16 protein-coding genes are annotated in these 21,846 nt (G+C 38.1%); 8 read left to right on the top strand and 8 right to left on the bottom strand.

All coding sequences use genetic code 11. From position 1 onward, the window contains the following. Positions 1-45: 45 nt before the first annotated feature. Positions 46-1,854, bottom strand: coding sequence for an AMP-dependent synthetase/ligase (locus PMI_RS10255; protein WP_012368237.1), 1,809 nt, complete (start codon positions 1,852-1,854; stop codon positions 46-48). Between the two features lie 529 nt (positions 1,855-2,383). Continuing rightward, positions 2,384-3,328, bottom strand: coding sequence for a transcriptional regulator LeuO (leuO, locus tag PMI_RS10260; protein WP_004244135.1), 945 nt, complete (start codon positions 3,326-3,328; stop codon positions 2,384-2,386). A gap of 882 nt (positions 3,329-4,210) precedes the next feature. On the opposite strand from leuO, the gene leuA reads away from it, so the two are divergent. The 6 genes from leuA to mutH all read left to right on the top strand — a co-directional run bounded on the left by leuA (position 4,211) and on the right by mutH (position 12,133). Then, positions 4,211-5,770 carry a 2-isopropylmalate synthase gene (leuA, locus tag PMI_RS10265; RefSeq protein ID WP_004244137.1) on the top strand — a complete coding sequence of 520 codons (1,560 nt, stop codon included), beginning with the start codon at positions 4,211-4,213 and terminating at the stop codon, positions 5,768-5,770. Positions 5,771-5,775: 5 nt separating this feature from the next. Further along, positions 5,776-6,867 carry a 3-isopropylmalate dehydrogenase gene (leuB, locus tag PMI_RS10270; protein WP_004244138.1) on the top strand — a complete coding sequence of 364 codons (1,092 nt, stop codon included), beginning with the start codon at positions 5,776-5,778 and terminating at the stop codon, positions 6,865-6,867. Position 6,868: 1 nt separating this feature from the next. After that, positions 6,869-8,278: a 3-isopropylmalate dehydratase large subunit gene (gene leuC, locus PMI_RS10275; protein WP_004244139.1), complete on the top strand. Its 1,410-nt coding sequence runs from the start codon at positions 6,869-6,871 to the stop codon at positions 8,276-8,278. A gap of 11 nt (positions 8,279-8,289) precedes the next feature. Further along, complete coding sequence (gene leuD, locus PMI_RS10280; protein ID WP_012368238.1) at positions 8,290-8,892, top strand: 3-isopropylmalate dehydratase small subunit; 603 nt, start codon at positions 8,290-8,292, stop codon at positions 8,890-8,892. Positions 8,893-9,173: 281 nt separating this feature from the next. Continuing rightward, positions 9,174-10,853 carry an HTH-type transcriptional regulator SgrR gene (gene sgrR, locus PMI_RS10285; RefSeq protein WP_012368239.1) on the top strand — a complete coding sequence of 560 codons (1,680 nt, stop codon included), beginning with the start codon at positions 9,174-9,176 and terminating at the stop codon, positions 10,851-10,853. 602 nt (positions 10,854-11,455) lie between these two features. After that, positions 11,456-12,133, top strand: a complete 678-nt coding sequence (mutH, locus tag PMI_RS10290) for a DNA mismatch repair endonuclease MutH (protein ID WP_004248572.1) — start codon at positions 11,456-11,458, stop codon at positions 12,131-12,133. Between the two features lie 78 nt (positions 12,134-12,211). Here mutH and PMI_RS10295 read toward each other — a convergent pair whose 3' ends face one another. The 5 genes from PMI_RS10295 to speA form a co-directional block, all read right to left on the bottom strand. Further along, positions 12,212-12,556, bottom strand: coding sequence for a helix-turn-helix domain-containing transcriptional regulator (locus PMI_RS10295; protein ID WP_004244143.1), 345 nt, complete (start codon positions 12,554-12,556; stop codon positions 12,212-12,214). After that, positions 12,546-12,887 carry a type II toxin-antitoxin system RelE/ParE family toxin gene (locus tag PMI_RS10300; RefSeq protein ID WP_004244144.1) on the bottom strand — a complete coding sequence of 114 codons (342 nt, stop codon included), beginning with the start codon at positions 12,885-12,887 and terminating at the stop codon, positions 12,546-12,548. Before PMI_RS10300 ends, PMI_RS10295 begins: the two co-directional genes overlap by 11 nt. Positions 12,888-13,067: 180 nt before the next feature. Continuing rightward, on the bottom strand, positions 13,068-13,847 hold the full coding sequence (locus PMI_RS10305; protein ID WP_004244145.1) for an acetoin reductase: 780 nt from the start codon (positions 13,845-13,847) through the stop codon (positions 13,068-13,070). A gap of 329 nt (positions 13,848-14,176) precedes the next feature. Beyond that, the gene (speB, locus tag PMI_RS10310; protein WP_004248574.1) at positions 14,177-15,097 is read right to left on the bottom strand and encodes an agmatinase; all 921 of its coding nucleotides are present in this window, start codon (positions 15,095-15,097) and stop codon (positions 14,177-14,179) included. Between the two features lie 98 nt (positions 15,098-15,195). After that, positions 15,196-17,103, bottom strand: coding sequence for a biosynthetic arginine decarboxylase (speA, locus tag PMI_RS10315; protein ID WP_004244147.1), 1,908 nt, complete (start codon positions 17,101-17,103; stop codon positions 15,196-15,198). Positions 17,104-17,794: 691 nt separating this feature from the next. Between speA and metK the strand changes: the two genes are divergently transcribed. Further along, positions 17,795-18,949, top strand: coding sequence for a methionine adenosyltransferase (gene metK, locus PMI_RS10320; RefSeq protein ID WP_004244148.1), 1,155 nt, complete (start codon positions 17,795-17,797; stop codon positions 18,947-18,949). Positions 18,950-19,109: 160 nt separating this feature from the next. On the opposite strand, the gene bcsG is transcribed toward metK, so the two are convergent. After that, positions 19,110-20,819, bottom strand: coding sequence for a cellulose biosynthesis protein BcsG (bcsG, locus tag PMI_RS10325; RefSeq protein WP_012368240.1), 1,710 nt, complete (start codon positions 20,817-20,819; stop codon positions 19,110-19,112). A gap of 827 nt (positions 20,820-21,646) precedes the next feature. Between bcsG and bcsR the strand changes: the two genes are divergently transcribed. Next, positions 21,647-21,838, top strand: a complete 192-nt coding sequence (bcsR, locus tag PMI_RS10330) for a BcsR/BcsP family cellulose biosynthesis protein (RefSeq protein ID WP_012368241.1) — start codon at positions 21,647-21,649, stop codon at positions 21,836-21,838. Positions 21,839-21,846 lie beyond the last annotated feature (8 nt).

Genomic DNA, 21,846 nt, shown 5'->3' on the forward strand with positions numbered 1-21,846 from the left:
AAGTGCAATAAAAAAGCACCTTTACGGTGCTTTTTTGTCTGGTGATCACGACTCTTGATACATCTGCTCAATTTCATTTCGATAGCGTTCAGAAATTATTTTACGTCTTAATTTTAAGGTAGGTGTCAATTCTCCAGACTCCATCGTAAACCCTTCCGCTAATAGGGTAAATCGTTTAACTTGATGGAAACTAGCAAAATTACGTTGCATTTCACGCAAGCGTTCATCAAATAATTCTTTGATCTTAGTATGGCGTAATAACTCTATCCGATCGTGATATTTTAAATTTAATGCTCGAGCATGTTCTTCTAATGCATCAAAACAAGGTACGATCAGTGCAGAAACAAATTTACGGGTATCTGCAATCACAGCGATATGCTCAATAAAGCGATCTTGCCCTAATGTACCTTCAATCATTTGCGGTGCAATATATTTTCCATTTGAGGTTTTCATAAGATCTTTCAAACGTTCGGTAATATATAACATCCCTTCTTCATCTAATGCACCCGCATCACCGGTACGTAACCAACCATCTTCAGTAAACGCAGCAACTGTCTCTTCAGGCTTATTAAAATAACCTTTCATCACGATACTACCGCGCACTTGGATCTCGTTTTCTTCGCCTATACGTACCTCAACCCCCGGTAACGGAGTACCAATAGAGCCTAGTTTATAATGGTTCTCTTCCCAACAAGATACCGTGGCACAAGTCTCTGTCATGCCATAACCATATTTAATATTAATACCAGCAGCTAAGAAAAAGCCGATCACCGCATCATCTAAACGAGCGCCTGCGGCAGGTAAAAAACGAACTCGCCCACCTAAAATTTGACGTAGTGGTTGAAGAACTTTTTTATCCGCAAAGCGATAACACCATTGAGATAGCACGCCTAATGAACGTCCAGCTAAGTGTGCCTGACGTTGTTTTTCACCCTGTTTAAGAGCCCATTTAAACATCCATTGGCGTAGTCGAGGTGCTTGAGAAACTTTCTCTTGAATGGCGCTATATACTTTTTCGTAAAAGCGTGGCACTGCACACATAACCGTTGGTTTTACTGCAGCCATTGCTTCCCTTACGGCATGGGTATCTGTGAGATAAACATTAATAGCCCCAGTATGCATAACATAGAAGCTCCATGCCCGTTCAAATACATGTGATAACGGTAAAAAGCATAATGAAACATCTTTATCCGATAATGAAAGGCGCTGATCATGCAGATAAAGTTGAGAAGCCAGATTGGTGTAATCAAGCATAACACCTTTAGGCTCACCTGTTGTACCCGAGGTATAAATCAGTGTAAACAAATCATCTAAACAACATTCATCAATACGTTGTTGTAGCAGAGAATCATATTGAGATTGACAGTCACTGATTAAGTTTGTCAGATGATAAGAAGGTATTGTCGGATTTAAAACGACCTGAGAATTAAACACAATAATATGTTTAAGTTGCGGGCATAATAGCGCTAACTCAGAAACAACGTCATATTCCTTTTGGTCACCAACAAAAAGAATACGAATATTCGCATCGTTGATGATATAAGCGGCTTGTTCCACACTACTTGTTGCATAAAGAGGAACTGTGACAGCACGCAACTGCAAAGTAGCAATATCGGCAATAGACCAATCAATGCTGTTTTGGGAAAAAATCCCCACATTTTCTTGAACAGCCACGCCCATATCGAGTAATGCATTTGAGAGTGCACGTGTTTTCTTTGCTACTGACGCCCATGACATGGCGATTTCAGACTTAGCATCCCACTGACGATAAGCCGTTTTTTCCCCAGAAGATGAAAATTGCATCTGCAATCTTCTAATTATATGATAATCATATAGATTATTATTATTTATCATGATTTTCCTGTTATTTATGGAAAAGCGTAGGAATAATTAAGTTGAAATAAAGAATAATGTCATCTTCTAATTTCAGCTTACACCTGTTCGCTGACTTATCTGAAAGTCTAAGTGATCCGCAAAAATAAAGGAATCTAATTTTACATAAATTTGTAAAATTGTGAGTCATGAAAAGTTTTGTCAATTTCATCATACTAATGAAAATGTAAAAATGAGCCTGAACACTTTGTGAACAAACAAAGTATTAACAAGAAAAATATAATAAAATCAAAAGATAATTATAAAAATTTATTCATTTACAAGATTAATAACAGAGAAAATAAAGAAAAAAATCGATTAGATGACAATAGTTGCAACTGATAGGGATAGGATAACAATTAGGGCAAAAATAGTGACAGCTACCCAAGAGACTTATCTTTACTATTTACTATTAAAGAATATCTTTTATTGGTTATTAGCAGTAAGCTAACGTTATCTGCCACTATTTCTGCATAATTAGCATAGAGTGCTAATTATGAGTGAATCACTCTTAGTTTTGACAAACCTCACTAAGTAAATTTTTCATCCATAAATGGCCTTTATCTCGCGCCGTTGACTCATGCCAAATTAAATAGCATGGACGTTCTACCTTCTCCCAAGGTAATGATATCGCCTTAATGTTCAATTGTTCTGAATAGCTTTCAACTAACCATCTAGGCGCAATAGCGACCGAATAAGTTTTTGAGACTAGATTTAATACACTATTTAAATCAGTACCTTCATAAGTAATTAAATCTTCTAACTCTGTATTCTTATAATAAGCCGCACTAAAAGACCCCACATCTTCTAAAGAAACAATAGAATGATGCTCATTTAATAACATCTCTTCAGTAACGCTTTCTTTAATTCGTGGGTGTTGGTTAGAGACAGCCAAAACCACTTCATCATTGAATAAAGGGTGTGAATGAAACTCTGGTTTATCAAATTGTTTATAATTAATAAAGAACTCAACTTCCTGATATTTTAATTGGTGTTCAATATTACTATTCAAATAAGACTTAATATTTACATTAATATTAGGGGTTTTATTTTTTATTCTCTCTACAATTTTTGGCGCTAACTTGATATCTAATGGACTGCAAATAGATAAGCTAAACACACGATCACTTTGTTCCGGTTCAAATCCCGCCCCTGGCAATTCATTATGGACTAATTGTAATGCTTGTCGAACAGGGCCAAATAATTGTTTGGCTCTTAATGTTGGTTGAATACCTCGGCCATACCGAACAAATAACTCGTCATTAAACATGATCTTAAGACGAGAAACTGCATTACTGACTGCCGGTTGAGACATACCTAACACCTGTGCTGCTCGTGTGACATTTTGCATTTGCATAACAGCATCAAACACCGTTAATAAATTAAGATCAACATTACGTAAATGCATATCTGCTGACTCTTTATTGGTCGTTGTTGCTGATGTGTAATCCGTCATTTTTTACTCCACTATGTTATTATAATTGGCGAATTAAAACTTATTAATAATATAAAAGCATATTAATAAATTATATATCTAACCATGACTGTAACTTTTATAAAAATATTACTACTTATTATTCATCATCCATGTACATCACAAAATGTATAACACAAACACCAAAAAATAATTCATCTTTATATTAAAGAGAATAAATTGACATTTAAATTACATATTAATGAAATGATTATACCGATATATATTACAACCTGTTTTACCTTATGCCTTGCAAATAATAAAACAAAATATGATAAAAATCATAATAAAATAATAAAATCTATCACCTTACAGGACACTTTCAGAACTATTACAGTCACCACGGTAATAATTTTTATTCTTATATTCAAAATGTTGCTCAAATTTATTGATATTGTTGTTAACTACAACCGCTCATCCCCCTGATAGTTAGTTGTTCAAAAAAAAAGCAAACAATTGTTTAATTTTTTATTTCACTCCCCGAGAGCGATTATGTGAAACATTAACCTAATCAATGATTGTTTGATAGATATAATCATTACTAAAAATTTAGATATTAGTCAGAATTACTAAGAATAAAATATAATTCACACATCAAAACAAATTAAAAAATTCCAATGCTTGACATGATGATTGGTATCCGGTATCAATAAATAAACATTATTAAGAACAAATGTAAGGATGTTTCATGTTAAACGCAATTTTACTATCAAGCCTACTACTATTCGCAACATTGATGCGCGGTCGGCTGATGGGTAAAAAATGAAACATACCTACCCTTAGAGAAAAACCCGCGCTAATCGCGGGTTTTTTTATACCTGGGAGAGCGCAAAAAACGAAATAAAAAAGTATAAGGAACAGATTATGAGCAACAATGTGATTATTTTTGACACCACATTAAGAGATGGCGAACAAGCATTGCAAGCTAGCTTAAGCGTAAAAGAGAAGTTACAAATTGCTTATGCCTTAGAACGTTTAGGTGTAGATATCATTGAAGCGGGTTTTCCTGTCTCTTCCCCTGGGGATTTTGAATCTGTACAAACCATCGCTCGAGAAATTAAAAATAGTCGCATTTGTGCGTTAGCTCGCTGTGTTGATAATGATATTGACGTTGCCGCAGAGTCATTAAACATTGCCGAGGCATTTCGTATTCATGTTTTTTTAGCTACCTCCGCTTTGCATGCTGAACATAAGTTAAAAAAATCCTTTGATGACATTATTGAAATGGGAACACGCTCAATTAAACGCGCCCGACGCTATACTGATGATGTTGAGTTTTCTTGCGAAGATGCGGGGCGTACCCATATTGATAATTTATGTCGCATTGTGGAAAGTGCCATCAACGCGGGCGCAACAACCATTAATATTCCAGACACCGTAGGTTATACCACGCCTTATCAATTCGGTGGCATTATCACTAATTTATTTGAACGTGTACCTAATATTGATAAAGCGGTGATCTCCGTTCATTGCCATGATGATTTAGGTATGGCTGTTGCAAACTCTATTACCGCAGTACAAGCAGGTGCAAGACAAGTTGAAGGGACTATCAACGGCTTAGGTGAACGAGCCGGTAACTGCGCTTTAGAAGAAGTGATTATGGCGATAAAAGTACGTGAACAAATGATGAATGTACAAACGCGTATTAATCACAAAGAGATCTACCGTACCAGCCAGTTAGTCAGTCAATTATGTAATACCCCTATTCATGCCAATAAATCCATCGTTGGCTCAAATGCCTTTGCCCACTCCTCTGGTATTCACCAAGATGGCGTACTGAAAAATCGTGAAACTTACGAAATTATGACACCTGAATCAATTGGTTTAAAAGAGGTGCAATTGAACTTAACGTCTCGCTCTGGTCGAGCTGCGGTAAAACACCGTATGGAAGAGATGGGCTATCGCGAAACAGATTATAACTTAGATTCTTTATATGCTGCTTTCTTACGTTTAGCTGATAAAAAAGGTCAAGTTTTTGACTATGACTTAGAAGCATTGGCTTTTATGGGGCAACAACAACAAGAGCCTGATGAGTTTGTAATGAACTATTTTAATACTCAATCCGGCTCCTCAACAGTTGCCACGGCCAGTGTCAGCATTAGTCGTAAAAATGAAGAAATCACTGAAGCAGCAACAGGAAATGGTCCCGTTGATGCTGTCTATCAAGCTATTTCTCGTGCTACAGGTTATCCCTTAAAACTGGTGACTTATCAATTAACAGCCAAAGGTGAAGGACGAGATGCATTAGGACAAGTTGATATCGTAGTTGAATACCAAGGACGTAAATTTCATGGCATGGGATTAGAAACTGATATCGTCGGTTCATCCGCCAACGCCATGATGCATGTTATCAACAGTATTTGGCGTTCAGAGCAAGTCGAAATAGAAAAACGCAAACACCATACAACACAAGAAGCGGTTTAATCATTATGTCTAAACATTATCATATTGCAGTATTGCCCGGAGATGGCATTGGCCCTGAAGTTATGGCGCAAGCACAAAAAGTGATCGATGCGGTAAATAAACGATTTTCACTGAATATCACGACCAAAGAGTACGATATTGGTGGTATTGCTATCGATAATCATGGCACACCATTACCGGCAACCACCTTAGCTGGATGTGAGCAAGCTGATGCGATTTTATTCGGCTCTGTGGGGGGGCCTAAATGGGAGCATTTACCGGCAGATCAACAACCGGAACGTGGCGCATTATTACCTTTACGTAAACACTTTAAATTATTCTGCAATCTGCGCCCAGCTCGTTTATATAAAGGTTTAGAAGCTTATTGTCCATTGCGTGCTGATATTGCACAACGCGGTTTTGATATTTTATGTGTTCGTGAATTAACTGGGGGGATCTATTTCGGTCAACCTAAAGGCCGTGATGGTGAAGGTCGCGAAGAGCGTGCTTTTGATACCGAGGTTTACCATCGCTATGAAATCGAACGTATTGCTCATTTTGCTTTCAAATCAGCGCAAAAACGTCGTTATAAAGTCACGTCGATTGATAAAGCCAACGTTTTACAAAGCTCTATTTTATGGCGTGAAGTCGTCACTGAGGTCGCTAAGCAATACCCTGATGTGACCTTGCAACATATGTATATCGATAATGCGACAATGCAATTAATTAAAGATCCAGCGCAATTTGATGTATTGCTGTGCTCCAATATCTTTGGCGATATTTTATCAGACGAATGCGCCATGATCACCGGTTCAATGGGCATGTTGCCCTCTGCAAGCGTAAATGAAGCACATTTTGGTTTATATGAACCCGCAGGTGGCTCCGCACCAGATATTGCCGGTAAAAATATCGCCAATCCAATAGCACAAATTTTATCAACCGCCCTATTACTGCGTTATAGCTTTAATGAAGATAAAGCAGCCCAAGCCATTGAAGAAGCAATTACAAGAGTACTAGCAACAGGCTATCGCACCGCAGATTTAGCGGGAGAAGGAAACGCAATAACAACCGCAGAAATGGGTGATCATATCGCTCAGTTTATTCAAGAAGGGGCATAACATGGGTAAAACATTATATCAAAAAATTTACGATGCACATGTTGTCAGAGAAGTAGCGAATGAAACACCTATTATATATATCGATAGACATTTAGTGCATGAAGTGACTTCACCTCAAGCTTTTGATGGTTTAAGAACCAAAGGTCGTGCTGTTCGTCAACCCAACAAAACCTTTGCCACAATGGATCACAACGTTTCAACTCAAACCAAAGATATCAACGCCTGTGGTGATATGGCGCGTATTCAAATGCAAGAGTTAATGAAAAACTGTCAAGAATTTGGTGTGACCTTGTATGACTTAAATCACCCATATCAAGGAATTGTTCATGTTATGGGGCCTGAACAAGGCTTAACTTTACCAGGCATGACAATTGTTTGTGGCGACTCACATACAGCAACACATGGTGCCTTTGGCGCATTAGCTTTCGGTATTGGCACTTCTGAGGTTGAGCACGTATTAGCGACACAAACCTTAAAACAATCACGTGCTAAAACCTTAAAAATCGAAGTACAAGGCAAAACAGCCAATGGCATCACGGCAAAAGATATCGTATTGGCGATTATCGGAAAATTGGGTAGTGCGGGAGGTACGGGGTATATCATTGAATTTACGGGAGAAGCTATTGAAGCTTTGAGTATGGAAGGGCGAATGACGTTATGCAATATGGCGATAGAGATGGGGGCAAAAGCAGGCTTAGTTGCTCCTGATGAGACTACATTTGCTTACTTAAAAGGACGTCAATTTGCCCCTCAAGCCCCATTGTGGGATGAAGCTGTCGCCTATTGGAAAACGTTAAAGTCGGACGAAGATGCTATTTTTGATGCTACTGTAACGATTAATGCCGCAGAGATTGCACCACAAGTGACTTGGGGGACGAATCCGGGACAAGTGATTGCTATTGACCAAATTGTTCCGCGATTGAACAGTTTTAACGATCCTGTTGAACGAGCTAGCGCCGAAAAAGCCTTAGCTTATATGGGATTAACTGAAGGTGTTAACTTAACTGATATTACAATAGATAAAGTTTTTATAGGCTCTTGCACTAACTCTCGTATTGAAGATTTACGCGCAGCCGCAAAGATAGCTAAAGGGCATAAAGTCGCCTCCCATGTACAGGCAATTGTTGTTCCCGGCTCAGGCCCTGTTAAAGCCCAAGCAGAAGCAGAAGGTTTAGATAAAATTTTTATTGAAGCCGGTTTTGAGTGGCGTTTACCCGGCTGCTCAATGTGCTTGGCAATGAACAATGACCGATTAAATCCCGGAGAGCGTTGCGCATCGACCAGCAATCGTAATTTTGAAGGTCGCCAAGGTCGTGGTGGCAGAACTCATTTAGTCAGTCCGGCAATGGCCGCTGCCGCCGCCATTCATGGACATTTTGCTGATATTCGCACTTTTGCAACAGTATCATAACGGAGAGCCTAATGAATAAATTCACACAACACACTGGAATTCCAGTACCTTTAGATGCTGCCAACGTGGATACTGATGCGATTATTCCCAAACAATTTTTACAAAAAGTCACTCGCACAGGATTTGGTAAACACTTATTTCATGATTGGCGATTTTTAGATGATGAAGGCACCCAGCCTAACCCATCATTTATTTTAAATCAGCCCATCTATCAAGATGCTTCTATTTTATTGGCGCGCGAGAATTTTGGTTGTGGATCTTCTCGCGAACATGCGCCTTGGGCGCTCACAGATTATGGCTTTCATGCGGTGATCGCGCCGAGTTTTGCTGATATTTTTTACGGCAATTCCTTTAATAACCAGTTATTGCCAATCAAATTAAGTGATGAGCAAGTTACCCAGTTATTTAATTGGGTAACAGAGCATGCTGGTACGCCTATTACCGTTGATTTAGTTGCCCAACAAGTGATCGCTGGTGAATTATGCTTCTCATTTGAAATCGATGCATTTCGCCGTCATTGCATGATTGAGGGATTAGACAGTATCGGATTAACGTTACAACACCAAGCAGAGATAAGTGCTTATGAAGCTAAACAACCAGCTTTTATGCGTTAATCACTGACTCAATTACCTTATTTCACTGTTTGTTATCTGTAAAAATTTAAACTTTGTCATTCTCGCCGCTATTTACCTCGCGGCATTTTTTTTCAGTAAAACGAACAAAAAAGCCAGTGAACTATTATCACTGGCCGGTAATCACCGCATGCTCAAAGGGGGAGTCTGTTAGTATTCATAATTTGTGATAACTAACATAAGAGCTAACTTTAAACACAAACATTATCGGTCTAATATAAGGAAATTAAAATTGATCACTTTAATAAGGGATTTCCTCTTTTATGACATCACCCCGCTTAGAGTTGCAATTTATTCGCTTATGGCAAGCTTTTGAGGGAAAAGAGACTGAAACCACATTACAAGAGCTTGCTGAAACATTACATTGCACTCGTCGCCATGTGCGTTCGTTACTAAACAAAATGCATCAAACTGGTTGGATAGATTGGCAAGCAGAAGTAGGAAGAGGAAAAAAATCCACCCTGACTTTTCATTCTAACGCCTTTGACATCCAACAAAGCCGAGCAGAGCGATTACTGGAAGAAAATGATATAGAAAAGCTCGTTGCACTGATGGGCGATAAAGACTCGTTACGGCAAATGGTGCTTTCACAGATTGAAAAAAGCTTTCACCCTAGCCAACAACGTCTACGAATAATTTACTATCGCCCTTTTCGTAATTTATTACCCGGTACGCCGCTTCGGCGCTCTGAATTACATTTAATGAGCCAAATATTTAATTCATTACTTCACTTAAAAGAGGAAAATGGGGAAGTCGAAGCGGAATTAGCCCATCACTGGCAGATGATCAGCGAGCAACATTGGCGCTTTTATTTACGCCCTGCTATCTATTTTCACCATGGACGAGAATTAACCATAGAGGATATCAGCACCTCTTTAATGAGAATGAAAGTCTGCAATCCACTTTATGCACATATTGAGAAAATAACCTCACCGCAACCTTATGTTATTGATATTTATTTAACCGTACCGGATAAACAATTTGCCACCCTATTAGGTAGCCCACAAGCAGCGATCTTACCCCAAGAATGGCGAACTCTCGCTAATTTTTCTCAGCACCCCATTGGCACAGGGGCATACCAAGTGATGAGCAATGATCAACATAAACTGCAAATCAAAGCGTTTGATCGCTATTTTGGTTTACGCGCACTATTAGATAACATCGATATTTGGGTGGTTCCTGAATTAAAAGACAAAATGGTTTGCTCTACCCTTCATTTAACCGATGATGATACTCATAACAACTCACTGGAAAGCCGCAAAGAGGAAGGCTGTTATTTTTTACTTTACGATAGCCGCTCAACACAATGCCAACAACCTGAGATCCGCGAATGGCTTAGTAGTGTATTAACACCGGTGAATATGTTGGCCCATTGTGCGCCCTCTTATCAACGCCATTGGTCACCTGCTTATGGTTTATTGTTACACTGGCACCATAGCAAACTGATCCCACCGCATACTAAACCCGCTTCACTCACAAAACTGACCATTACACTGTATAAAGAGCACCACGAATACAGCACTATTGCTGAACTGATCAAAAAAATCTTATCTGACTATGATATCGAATTATCTATTCAAGTGCTTGATTATGAACAGTGGTATTATGGTGATGCAAAGAGTGATATCTGGTTAGCTACCGTCAATTTCTATAAACCGCTCGAGTTTTCTATTTTTGCAGCACTTTATGAACTGCCCCTATTTCACCAGTGCATGGGTGAACGTTATGAAGATGCCCTAGCCTTATGGCGTCAAAAAGTATTACCGCTTGAAGAGTGGTGTCGCCAATTAACACAAAATAATTGGCTTTTCCCGTTATTTCACCATTTACTTGAATTACAAGGGCAACGTACGATACGCGGTGTAAAAATGAATACCTTTGGTTGGTTTGATTTTAAATCGGCATGGTTTATACCTGATTTAGAAACGCCCCCATTAAAATAGCGTTTTCACTTATAACTATGTTAATTCACAGAAACCCGCAAAGTTATAAACACCAACAGTAAGGTCTAGGGGATTTATTCACTTTTTCTGTGGATATCTATGTGAAAAAGAGTGAGATAATCAGGGTATAGTTTTTATATTAGCCTACAGACTGTTGAAACATTTTTTAAAATATCACTTATAATTCAAATTAGTAGATAAGTTTTTATCCCTATTTCAACGATTGGATAAACCAATGAATAAAGTCCAATGGTTAAATTGTACAAAAAACAATCATAGTCGGTTTTATCCACAGGTTGTGCCGATTAGTTAATCGAAATAGGCAGATTTTGGGGAATATCGGCAAAAGTCAAGGCTGTAAATCAGAACAGTGATCTCACTTTTGCGGAGTTATCCCACAAAGCTGTGGATAACCTAGTGCAAAAGCCTGTTTATGATCTAAGGATAACCCTGAACAACTTATATCATTTATTATTAAAACCTCGATTCACATAAAAAAATGATGATATATCATGCTATTATGTTTTAACTTAAATCAGTGAAAAAACATTTTCCATCATCCTTTTTTTCTGTTTATTTATTGTACAGGAAGACAGTTATTTATGTTTACGCCACCAGCAGCACCTGAAAATGAATCCGTTTTACTCGCACGAGCACAAGCGCTGGCTGGTTATACCTTCGGTGAACTCGCCGCTTTTGCACAGCTTCCTATTCCTGAAAATTTAAAGCGTGATAAAGGTTGGGTCGGTATGCTATTGGAATACTATTTAGGTGCCAGTGCCGGCAGTAAACCTGAACAAGATTTTTCTCATATCGGTGTTGAGCTAAAAACCATCCCTATCGACCGTTTTGGTATGCCATTAGAAACGACCTTTGTTTGTGTAGCCGCACTTACAGGAAACAGTGGGATCACATGGGAGAATAGCCATGTAAAACGTAAGCTGTCGAAAGTATTATGGGTACCTGTAGAGGGAGAACGGGAGATCCCATTAGCACAGCGTAGAGTCGCTTCCCCGCTACTTTGGAGCCCCAATCATCTTGAAGAAGAGCTACTGCGTCACGATTGGGAAGAGTTAATGGATATGATTGTCTTAGGAAAAGTAGAAAGCATTACTGCGCGTCACGGACAAGTATTACAAATTCGCCCTAAGGCTGCTAACAGTAAGGCATTAACCGAAGCCATTGGTGAAAATGGACAACGCATCATGACACTTCCCCGTGGTTTTTATTTAAAAAAGAACTTTACAGCGCCACTGATTGCTCGTTATTTCCAACTTTAATGCGTTACAGTAAACAAAATGCCCCGAGTTATCTTAGTGAATAACTCGGGGCACATCGTATTTTTTGCTGGTAAATTATTAAACACAGTGAGTTGATGCTAATCGAACGCCTACTGCTCTGGTGATTTCTGTCAATGTTGTCAGTGTTGGATTACCATTTTCAGATAATGCTCGATAAATATGTTGTCGAGATAATCCTGATTTTTTCGCAATCACGCCCACTCCACCATGAGCCTCAATAATTTGCCGTAATGCAATTAAAAATGCACCTATTCCCCCAGGCTCATAAATACCTTCTAACGCCGTTTGCAAATACACCTCAGCATAATCAGGATCTTCTCGTAGTTCATTTATCATCTCTAAATCATGGTCAAGATATGCAGGAACAGTTTTTCTTTTTACTACATCTATTTTATTGGTCATTTTTCATCCTTACATGATAATCTTCAAGATAGTTCACTGCTTTATCAATATCTGCTTGTTGAGTACTTTTATTCCCTCCAACAAGTAAAAGAATAATAAATTCATTTTCTATTGAATAATAAACCCGATATCCCTGCCCGAAGTTTATTCGTAAAGCCCAGACTCCATCACGAACAAATTTATGATCGGCGAAGTTACCATAACATGCTCGAGTTACTTGTACTTCAATTTTAGCAGCCGCTTGAGGATCTCGTTTCCTAAGCTTTTGTATCCACTCTCGATAGGGTACTTTTTGGTTTCTGTCCTGATAACGCACTATTTTATATGGCATTTGCTTTCCTTATTGCCAAAGTCCTAATTGTTGCTTATAAATCACACTAAAAATGTAACTTATAACAGACAAAAATCAAAGAGGAAATATTTTTCGTACACATATCATAAAAAAATGCCCCGAGTTATCTTAGTGAATAACTCGGGGCACAAATAACAATTATGATTAAGTAATCAATAATTAACGATAGACAATACCGCCATCGGTTAAGATAGCTTGGCCCGTAATATAGTCGGAATCATCACTTGCCAAGAAGGAAACTAACGCAGCTACGTCATCAGGAGTTTGAGCACGTCCTAGAGCAATACCGTCCACATATTTTTTATAGGTCTCACCTTTTGGTGCTCCAGTAATTTCAGCGAAACGCTCGTCAATCTCAACCCACATATCGGTGCCGACAATGCCCGGGCAATAAGCATTAACAGTGATGCCTGCGCTCGCATACTCTTTAGCTGCCGCTTGTGTTAATGCACGTACTGCAAATTTAGTGGCAGAATAAACCCCTAACATGGCAAAACCATCGTGCCCAGCAATAGAAGATGCATTAATAATCTTCCCTTTATGGCCTAATGCTTTAAATTTCTCAGAAGCGGCCTGAATACCCCACATCACACCATTAACGTTAATTTTGAAGATCCGATCCATATCTTCCGGAGTCACATCTGCAAGAGGTTTCACCTGTGCAATACCTGCGTTATTGATCATAACATCAAAACCGCCTAAGGTTTTTTCAGCATGTTCAACTGCCGCAAAGACTTCATCACGGTTGCTAATATCTGCAGCAAAGGTCGTTACTTTACGCCCTAACGCTTCAATTTCTTTTGCTACATCGGATAATTTATCTGCTTTTAAGTCAACCAGAGCAATATCGGCACCCTCTTTAGCAAGACGTAATGCGATACCACGACCAATTCCCTGAGCAGCACCTGTAACTAAAATTACTTTACCATTCAAAGCCATTGTCTTTCTCCTGAATATTTACAGATGAAAAAGCTCTTCCAAAAAAGAACTTTATTAATAATTTAACAGTAGCAATTAAAGTGCGATGTGACAAAGAAATGATCATTCACTAGTAAACACAATAAGTAGAATAGAATATAGTGAAAATAATTATCATTTAGAATAACAAGTTACCAAAAGGCCATCATCTGTTGCAAAAGAGCAGATGATCTTTTTTACTCATTAACTTTATAGTTAGCAAAAAATGCTTAACTCATTCATTTAATGGATAAAAATAAGGCAATATCTAAATAGATATTGCCTTGACATTATTTATGACAAAAAAGTAATTATTTTTTAGCCGCTTGCAGATATAGCATATCAAGTGCAATGGTTGCTCCGGCAAGGGCAGTAATATCTGATTGATCATACGCTGGCGATACTTCAACTAAATCCATGCCTACAATATTTAACGGCTGTAGAGCACGCAGCATTTTCAGCGCCTTATCCGTGGTTAATCCACCCACAACCGGTGTTCCTGTACCCGGTGCAAATGCGGGATCAAGGCAATCAATATCAAAAGTCAAATAAACAGGAAGTGAACCCACAATCTCTTTAATTTGCGCGACTAAATCATCAACCCCACGATCATTAACTTGTGCAGCATCCAAGACAGTAAAGCCGTTATTAGTGTCATGCTCGGTACGAATACCAATTTGCACTGAATGCTGTGGATCAATCAAACCTTCATTAGGAGCATGATAGAACATCGTACCGTGATCAAACTTACTGCCATTAGCATAAGTATCGGTATGAGCATCAAAATGCACCAAAGCCATTTTGCCAAAGTGTTTAGCGTGAGCACGTAATAGAGGTAATGTCACAAAGTGATCACCACCAAAGGTTAAACATCTTTTACCTGCTGCTAGCAATTTTTCCGTATGAGCTTGTAGCTTATCACTCATATCTTGCGCATCACCGAAGTTAAATACTAAATCACCACAATCAACAACTTTGAGGCGTTCACGCATATCGAAGTGCCAAGGCCAGCGATGTCCTTCCCACGCTAAGTTAGTCGAAATCTGGCGAATAGCGCCGGGCCCATGGCGAGTACCTGCACGACCTGAAGTTGCCATATCAAAAGGCACCCCAGTGATCACCCAATCAGCATCACTGCTATAAGGTTGAAAATTCAGTGGAAAACGTAAAAAACCAAATGCATTTGAGATCAAAGAATTATCAGTCTCATTACCTAACGTACAATTTTTCATGCCATTACCTCTGTTACTTATTTTAACAAGCAACATATAAATCAATATGATAGATAAAGAGTGATGTATCAACACCACTCTGCATTAGGAAGTAAGCATTACTCCTCTTCTTCCAGATAGGTATAACCGTATAAGCCACTTTCAAATTCAGTTAGGAACTGCTCTTGGAGTGCTTTATCTAACTGTGCATTTTTCACTTGAGTACGGAAGCGCTCCAACAATACCGCAGGATTAAGTTTTACATATTGAAGCATATCCGCAACGGTATCACCCTCTTCACTCAACTGATAAGTAAGATTGCCTTTCTCATCAAGATAAACATCAACAGCAGCTGTATCACCAAATAAGTTATGCATATTTCCAAGGATTTCCTGATACGCCCCCACCATAAAGAAGCCAATCATTGGTGGATATTCAGGATCATAAGCTGGCATTGGCATCGTGGTTTCGACCCCATCACCATCGACATAATGATCGATAATACCATCTGAATCACAAGTGATATCTAGCAATACAGCACGGCGATCGAGCGGTTTATCTAAACCTTCAATTGGTAATACAGGGAATAATTGATCAATTCCCCAAGCATCAGGCAATGACTGGAACAGTGAAAAGTTGACATAGAACTTATCTGACATACGCTCTTGCAGTTCATCAATAATCGGGCGATGGGCTCGATTACTTGGATCTAAATCATATTGAATATGACGACAGATATTCAGATATAACTCTTCCGCCCATGCACGCTCTGTCAGACTTAACATACCGTGTACATATTGAGTATGGACATCATGTAAATCTAATTGGCTATCATGCAGCCATTCACGCAATGAACGGCTATTCCCTTTGGTTTGCATCTCTTCCCATGTTTCCCAAAGGCTTGCGATAGGTCTTGGAGCATCTTCGGCCGGCGGCGTGATTGCAGTAAATTCGTTACGTTCAACACCAATAACATTGGAAATAAGCACCGTATGATGCGCAGTTAATGCTCGACCTGATTCTGTAATAACGGTTGGATGAGGTAATTCATTTTCATCACAAGCATCACCAATCGCCCAAATAACGTTATTAGCGTATTCATTCAGGCCATAGTTAACGGAGCAATCAGATTGTGAGCGCGTACCTTCATAATCAACGCCCAAGCCACCACCAACATCAAAATACTGAATATTGACCCCTAACTTATGTAGCTCAACATAAAAACGGGCTGATTCACGCACACCTGTCGCAATATCACGGATATTAGCCATCTGTGATCCAAGGTGAAAATGCAATAACTGCAAACTATCTAAACGACCAGCTTGGCGTAGCGTATCAATCAGTTGTAGTACTTGTGTTGCAGCAAGGCCGAATTTTGATTTTTCACCCCCACTGGCTTGCCATTTACCGGAGCCTTGAGAAGCAAGGCGAGCACGAACCCCTAAGCGGGGGATCACTTCTAAACGTTCGGCTTCTTCAAGTACCATTTTTATCTCAGACATTTTTTCAATGACCAAGAACACTTTATGACCGAGCTTTTCCCCTGTAAGGGCTAAACGAATATATTCGCGATCTTTGTAACCATTACAAACAATCACCGAACTGGTCATGTTGGCATGAGCAAGCACTGCCATTAATTCAGCTTTAGAGCCAGCTTCTAATCCTAATGGCTCTCCAGCATTAATTAGCGATTCAATCACACGACGCTGTTGATTGACTTTAATTGGATAAACTAAAAAGTAATCCCCTTTGTAGCCATAAGACTCACGTGCACGATGAAAAGCGGCATTAATTGAGCGCAAACGGTGCTGTAAAATTTGTGGAAAACAAAACAGCGCAGGAAGGCGTAAATGTGAATGCTCTTCTTGTACTTGCTTAACTAATTCTGTTAAATCCAGCGTTGCTTCAGGCACATCAGGATTTGGGCAAACACTAATATTGCCGCGATTATTCGCGCAGTAGTATCCTCCCCCCCAATATGTGATGTTATAAGTCTGTTGCATCTTACGAGCGATGTTATCATTCATGACATTCTCCTTAGGGAGTATGAGTTTATACCTTGCCTGTCACTATAGTAGTCAATAATTTCATGGCTAGCTGAAATGACCGATAAATAACAGTTAGAAGTAATGACTCACTATATATTTTTGTATGATTATCCAGCCTAACGCAGGATATAGTAGTAGAAAGCGATGAAGTTAACCGACTAATAGTTAACACAATCACCTATTGGCAAGTAACAGACAACTTCGCTCTAAAGAAAAAGAGCTCAAAGAGGAAATCACTCTAGACATACTACGGGTATAGTATTGGCGAGTACTGTTTTGGTTTTTGAAAAGAATAACCAGTAGACAATGGATCATTACCCATTCACTCCACACATGGCTTAACCTTATAAGCCATTTCCCTAACAGAGAAACAGGATCAGCAATCCTGCGGTTTACACTGTGATTCAGTTTTCACAGTAACGGCGAGGTTATACCTGTAGTTGAATCAAAATGCAAAAACAAAATAGATAAATCGCTTTTTTTTATTATTTTTCTTTTTGCTCACTTGAAAAATTGTGTCACACAAAAAATGATATCAACTATTGGATGCGAGTTTATCCCTATATTTGATTAAAAAAAGCTGGAATTAAAGAGAAAACAGTCCTAAAATGGACGTCTAGATGTTAAAACATCCATCCTTAGACCATCTGTATTAAGGTAACGAGATATAATGACTACACACCTTTTTACTTCTGAATCAGTATCAGAAGGTCATCCAGACAAAATTGCGGATCAAATTTCTGATGCCGTATTGGATGCAATTTTAGAACAAGATCCAAAAGCACGTGTTGCCTGTGAAACTTACGTTAAAACAGGCATGGTGATGGTAGGCGGAGAAATTACCACCAAAGCTTGGGTTGATATCGAAGAGATCACACGTAAAACAGTACGTGAAATCGGTTATACCAGTTCAGATATGGGCTTTGATGCTAATTCCTGCGCCGTTATCAGTGCGATTGGTAAACAATCCCCAGATATCAACCAAGGTGTTGACCGCGCAGATCCCCTTGAACAAGGTGCCGGTGACCAAGGCTTAATGTTTGGTTATGCCACTAATGAAACTGACGTTCTGATGCCAGCGCCTATTACTTATGCTCACCGCTTAGTCCAGCGCCAAGCTCAAGTACGTAAAAATGGCACACTACCATGGTTACGTCCAGATGCTAAAAGCCAGATCACTTTCCAATACGACAATAACAACATTGTTGGTATTGATGCCGTGGTTTTATCAACTCAGCATGCTGAAGATATTTCACAAAAAGACTTACATGAAGCGGTAATGGAAGAGATCATTAAACCTATTCTGCCAACAGAATGGTTAAATGAACAAACCAAATATTTCATTAACCCAACAGGTCGTTTTGTTATCGGTGGCCCAATGGGCGACTGTGGATTAACAGGTCGTAAGATCATTGTTGATACTTATGGTGGTATGGCACGCCACGGCGGTGGGGCATTCTCTGGTAAAGATCCTTCCAAAGTTGACCGTTCTGCGGCTTATGCTGCACGTTATGTTGCAAAAAATATTGTTGCTGCGGGCTTAGCAGATCGCTGTGAAATTCAAGTGTCTTACGCTATCGGTGTTGCAGAGCCAACATCTATTATGGTCGAAACATTTGGCACTGAAAAAATCCCTACTTCACAACTGATCTTATTAGTACGTGAATTCTTTGATTTACGCCCTTATGGCTTAATTCAAATGCTGGATTTACTGCATCCGATCTACCAAAAAACAGCAGCATACGGTCATTTTGGTCGTGCTGAATTCCCTTGGGAAGCAACAGATAAAGCTGAGATTTTACGTGAAGCTGCGGGTTTAAAATAAATTTCCCTTGTTTCATAGCAAACTCATTAAACCACATCTTTTAGGTGTGGTTTTTTTATTCCTGAAATTTATCTGTTTGTTAACCATAAAAAAACCCCGCAATATTAACGGGGAACTCAAAGTCAGTAAGAGAACAGGGAGTGATGATGAAATAAACAAATCAATCAGGGTAGTCTATCCACTCTCCTTCATTTAATTTGATATAAGATTTCCCTTGATAATCAACCACAATGGTATTTTGATTTTCTGATACCGTCGCGGTTTGTGGTAATTCACGGGTTAAAGCATTCCAATCAATGGTGGGTTGATTAAAGATATCGCCATTCACATTACGGAGAATAAAATCGGATAACGCTAAATAACTGCTTGGTTTATCTATCATCATAGGCGTATGAGGTAAACGTTGATTTTTAAGTCCAGTAAAACGAATACCGACAGGAACTGTAGTAATACTTTGGCTTGGAATATCTCGCAAACCAGACATCTGAGTTATATCACCTTGTAATGCGGCTCCATGTTCAGGAACAATCACTACCATCACTTTTCTGCCACGTTTATCAAGGGTATTAATAAAAGCATTTAAGTTATCAAGTAGTGCTGAGGCTCTTTTGCCATAATCAGCCGTTGTATTTTCGCCAACGAACCTATTACCATCATGAAGTGACACTAAATTGACAAAGGTCACCGTCCGTTTTTCATCTGATTTTTCTCGTGCTTTTAACCAACGCTCTAAGGTCTCTTTATCGTTATAGATTTTAGAGCCATCAAAAGCGGTAATTTGATGAGAGAGTCCGCTTTGATCTTGCAACGGCACATTAAGATTACCTAACTCTCTAATTTCTTGAAGATAATGACCAAACTCGCCATTATGATCGAGCACCAATTTCTTCTCAAAACCTAAAGCAGCCAGATTATCCATCAATAAGCATTGCATATCGACAGGATCATACAAATCAGCGTGTTGTGTTTGCCCACAACTGGCTCTTAATAAACGTAATGAAGCGGGGCCACTATAAGAAGCAACACTATTAAAGCGATTAAATAACACATCAAAGTTACCCCAAATAGGATGTTGCTGTAATCCGACGGCTGCCGCATCAGCGGTAGAGAGTGAACAAATATTAATAATTAAAATATCAAAGGGTTGTGCATAAGAAGAGAGCTGAGCGGGAGCGGGTGTGCTGCGTTTATTTTCGTAACGATAAAACTGAGCAAGCCATTCATCTAACACTTTGTTATTAGCCGGCTGTTTTTGTGGCGGGTAAGGTGAACTCAGTACGTTATTATTTGGCGCTCTAGTCTGCGCTGTCGATAATATTTCTGTATTTTGCGGTTGTGGCTGATCGATAGATGTGTTGGTTTGCTGAGTAAAGCTATTGGCAGAAACAGCAGAAGCCATAGCGCCTGAAAAATGGGTAAAACCACTAATATTAAGCCACACTACACCCGCGATAATAAACACCGACACTCTTACCCACTGTTCAATAAAGAGATACCCTACCAGTAAAATAAATGCCACCCCGATCATCTTTAAGTTAATAAAATTAACAGCTAATTCAATGAGGTAAGAGAATGAAAAATTTTTTAACTGCCCTCCTTGTTCTAATACCGTTGAAAAACTAGGTAGCCAAGTGTCGTGGTAGAAAAGCATAACCCCTATAGGGATCGCTATCCAATTACGTAATTTATGCCAAAATTTTTTCGGTAATGGAAATAATAAAAATGCTAGAAAGAGTAAATTGCTAAATGCATCAAATTTTAAATAACCATACCAAAGCAAAACAAACTTTAGCAAAAAATAAAAATTCCAGGCGCCCAACCCATGCCAGTAATGTAAAAAACTGAACCGAGTTGTTTTAGTCTTGTTCATTTTAATTACCTACTTATTCGTATCTATATAATATCCGACATTGATATGAATATTCATATTTGCCTTTTTATACTTCTTATTTTTATAAATAACTATAAAGTTAACTCTTAATAGAATATTCCCCCATCAATTAGTAAAACTACTTACATGTAAAAGAAAAAGTACATAAAATAAATTACTGACAAATAAATATAAGCAATCAACTTAAAAATAATTAAGTTGATTAATAAACAAAACGCCACTTTATATTTATATAATAGACATAAATTTTATAGTTGTGTTGTTATTTTAAAAAATAAATAGCAACACAGAGTTATCTTATTTTCTTATATCCAAAACCAAACAAAATAATCACAAATAGAACGGTTAAATTAACAAATGCATTACAAAACAAACACTATAAGAACATAAAGCTAAAAAACAAAATAAAAACAATAACAAACAGATGATTTAACTAATTTAATGGTATTTTACTTGATAAAAATCAAATCTTTTTTGATCATCTAAAAAAGACTATCTTAGAATTTGTTATAAATAGGTAATTTACAATTATCTTATATTTCGTTTTTTTTGACTAATAATGGTTTATTTATTATTTAAATGAATTTATTGAGAATATTATCATTGTCAAAGAGGGTTATTATTTATTCCCAATAGAATTTAAATTCGTATATTTAATTTATGTATTTATACGTAATTGAAATAACTATTTTTAAGGCATATCCTTAAATAAAGAATATTAATATTTTATTTAACACTTACCCCTTCTTTGACTAAGAAAAATAAAATTACAGGTTAAGAATTTATTTTTACATGAGGGTTAAAAAATGGAAAATAAAAAAATTATTCGCTCGGAGATAAAAAGAGAAAAAGAGAGTACAAACCAAGATATAAATAAATTAAAGAAATTATTTTCAATAAACAACTATCACTATAGAGATATTAATAACGAAGAAAATCAACATAGCCTTATTTATCGTTGGCCATTACTCAACACATTTAATTCAATAACTAAATGAGAAAAACT

The organism is Proteus mirabilis HI4320, from assembly GCF_000069965.1.
GTDB classification, from domain to species: Bacteria; Pseudomonadota; Gammaproteobacteria; order Enterobacterales; family Enterobacteriaceae; genus Proteus; species Proteus mirabilis.

Excerpts from the sequence above, each read along its gene's own strand:
- speB (WP_004248574.1), bottom strand. The coding sequence starts at position 15,097 with ATGAAAAATTGTACGTTAGGTAATGAGACTGATAATTCTTTGATCTCA.
- leuD (WP_012368238.1), top strand. The coding sequence starts at position 8,290 with ATGAATAAATTCACACAACACACTGGAATTCCAGTACCTTTAGATGCT.
- metK (WP_004244148.1), top strand. The coding sequence starts at position 17,795 with ATGACTACACACCTTTTTACTTCTGAATCAGTATCAGAAGGTCATCCA.
- mutH (WP_004248572.1), top strand. The coding sequence starts at position 11,456 with ATGTTTACGCCACCAGCAGCACCTGAAAATGAATCCGTTTTACTCGCA.
- leuA (WP_004244137.1), top strand. The coding sequence starts at position 4,211 with ATGAGCAACAATGTGATTATTTTTGACACCACATTAAGAGATGGCGAA.
- bcsR (WP_012368241.1), top strand. The coding sequence starts at position 21,647 with ATGGAAAATAAAAAAATTATTCGCTCGGAGATAAAAAGAGAAAAAGAG.
- PMI_RS10255 (WP_012368237.1), bottom strand. The coding sequence starts at position 1,854 with ATGATAAATAATAATAATCTATATGATTATCATATAATTAGAAGATTG.
- leuB (WP_004244138.1), top strand. The coding sequence starts at position 5,776 with ATGTCTAAACATTATCATATTGCAGTATTGCCCGGAGATGGCATTGGC.
- PMI_RS10305 (WP_004244145.1), bottom strand. The coding sequence starts at position 13,847 with ATGGCTTTGAATGGTAAAGTAATTTTAGTTACAGGTGCTGCTCAGGGA.
- PMI_RS10300 (WP_004244144.1), bottom strand. The coding sequence starts at position 12,887 with ATGCCATATAAAATAGTGCGTTATCAGGACAGAAACCAAAAAGTACCC.
- PMI_RS10295 (WP_004244143.1), bottom strand. The coding sequence starts at position 12,556 with ATGACCAATAAAATAGATGTAGTAAAAAGAAAAACTGTTCCTGCATAT.
- speA (WP_004244147.1), bottom strand. The coding sequence starts at position 17,103 with ATGAATGATAACATCGCTCGTAAGATGCAACAGACTTATAACATCACA.
- leuO (WP_004244135.1), bottom strand. The coding sequence starts at position 3,328 with ATGACGGATTACACATCAGCAACAACGACCAATAAAGAGTCAGCAGAT.
- bcsG (WP_012368240.1), bottom strand. The coding sequence starts at position 20,819 with ATGAACAAGACTAAAACAACTCGGTTCAGTTTTTTACATTACTGGCAT.
- sgrR (WP_012368239.1), top strand. The coding sequence starts at position 9,174 with ATGACATCACCCCGCTTAGAGTTGCAATTTATTCGCTTATGGCAAGCT.
- leuC (WP_004244139.1), top strand. The coding sequence starts at position 6,869 with ATGGGTAAAACATTATATCAAAAAATTTACGATGCACATGTTGTCAGA.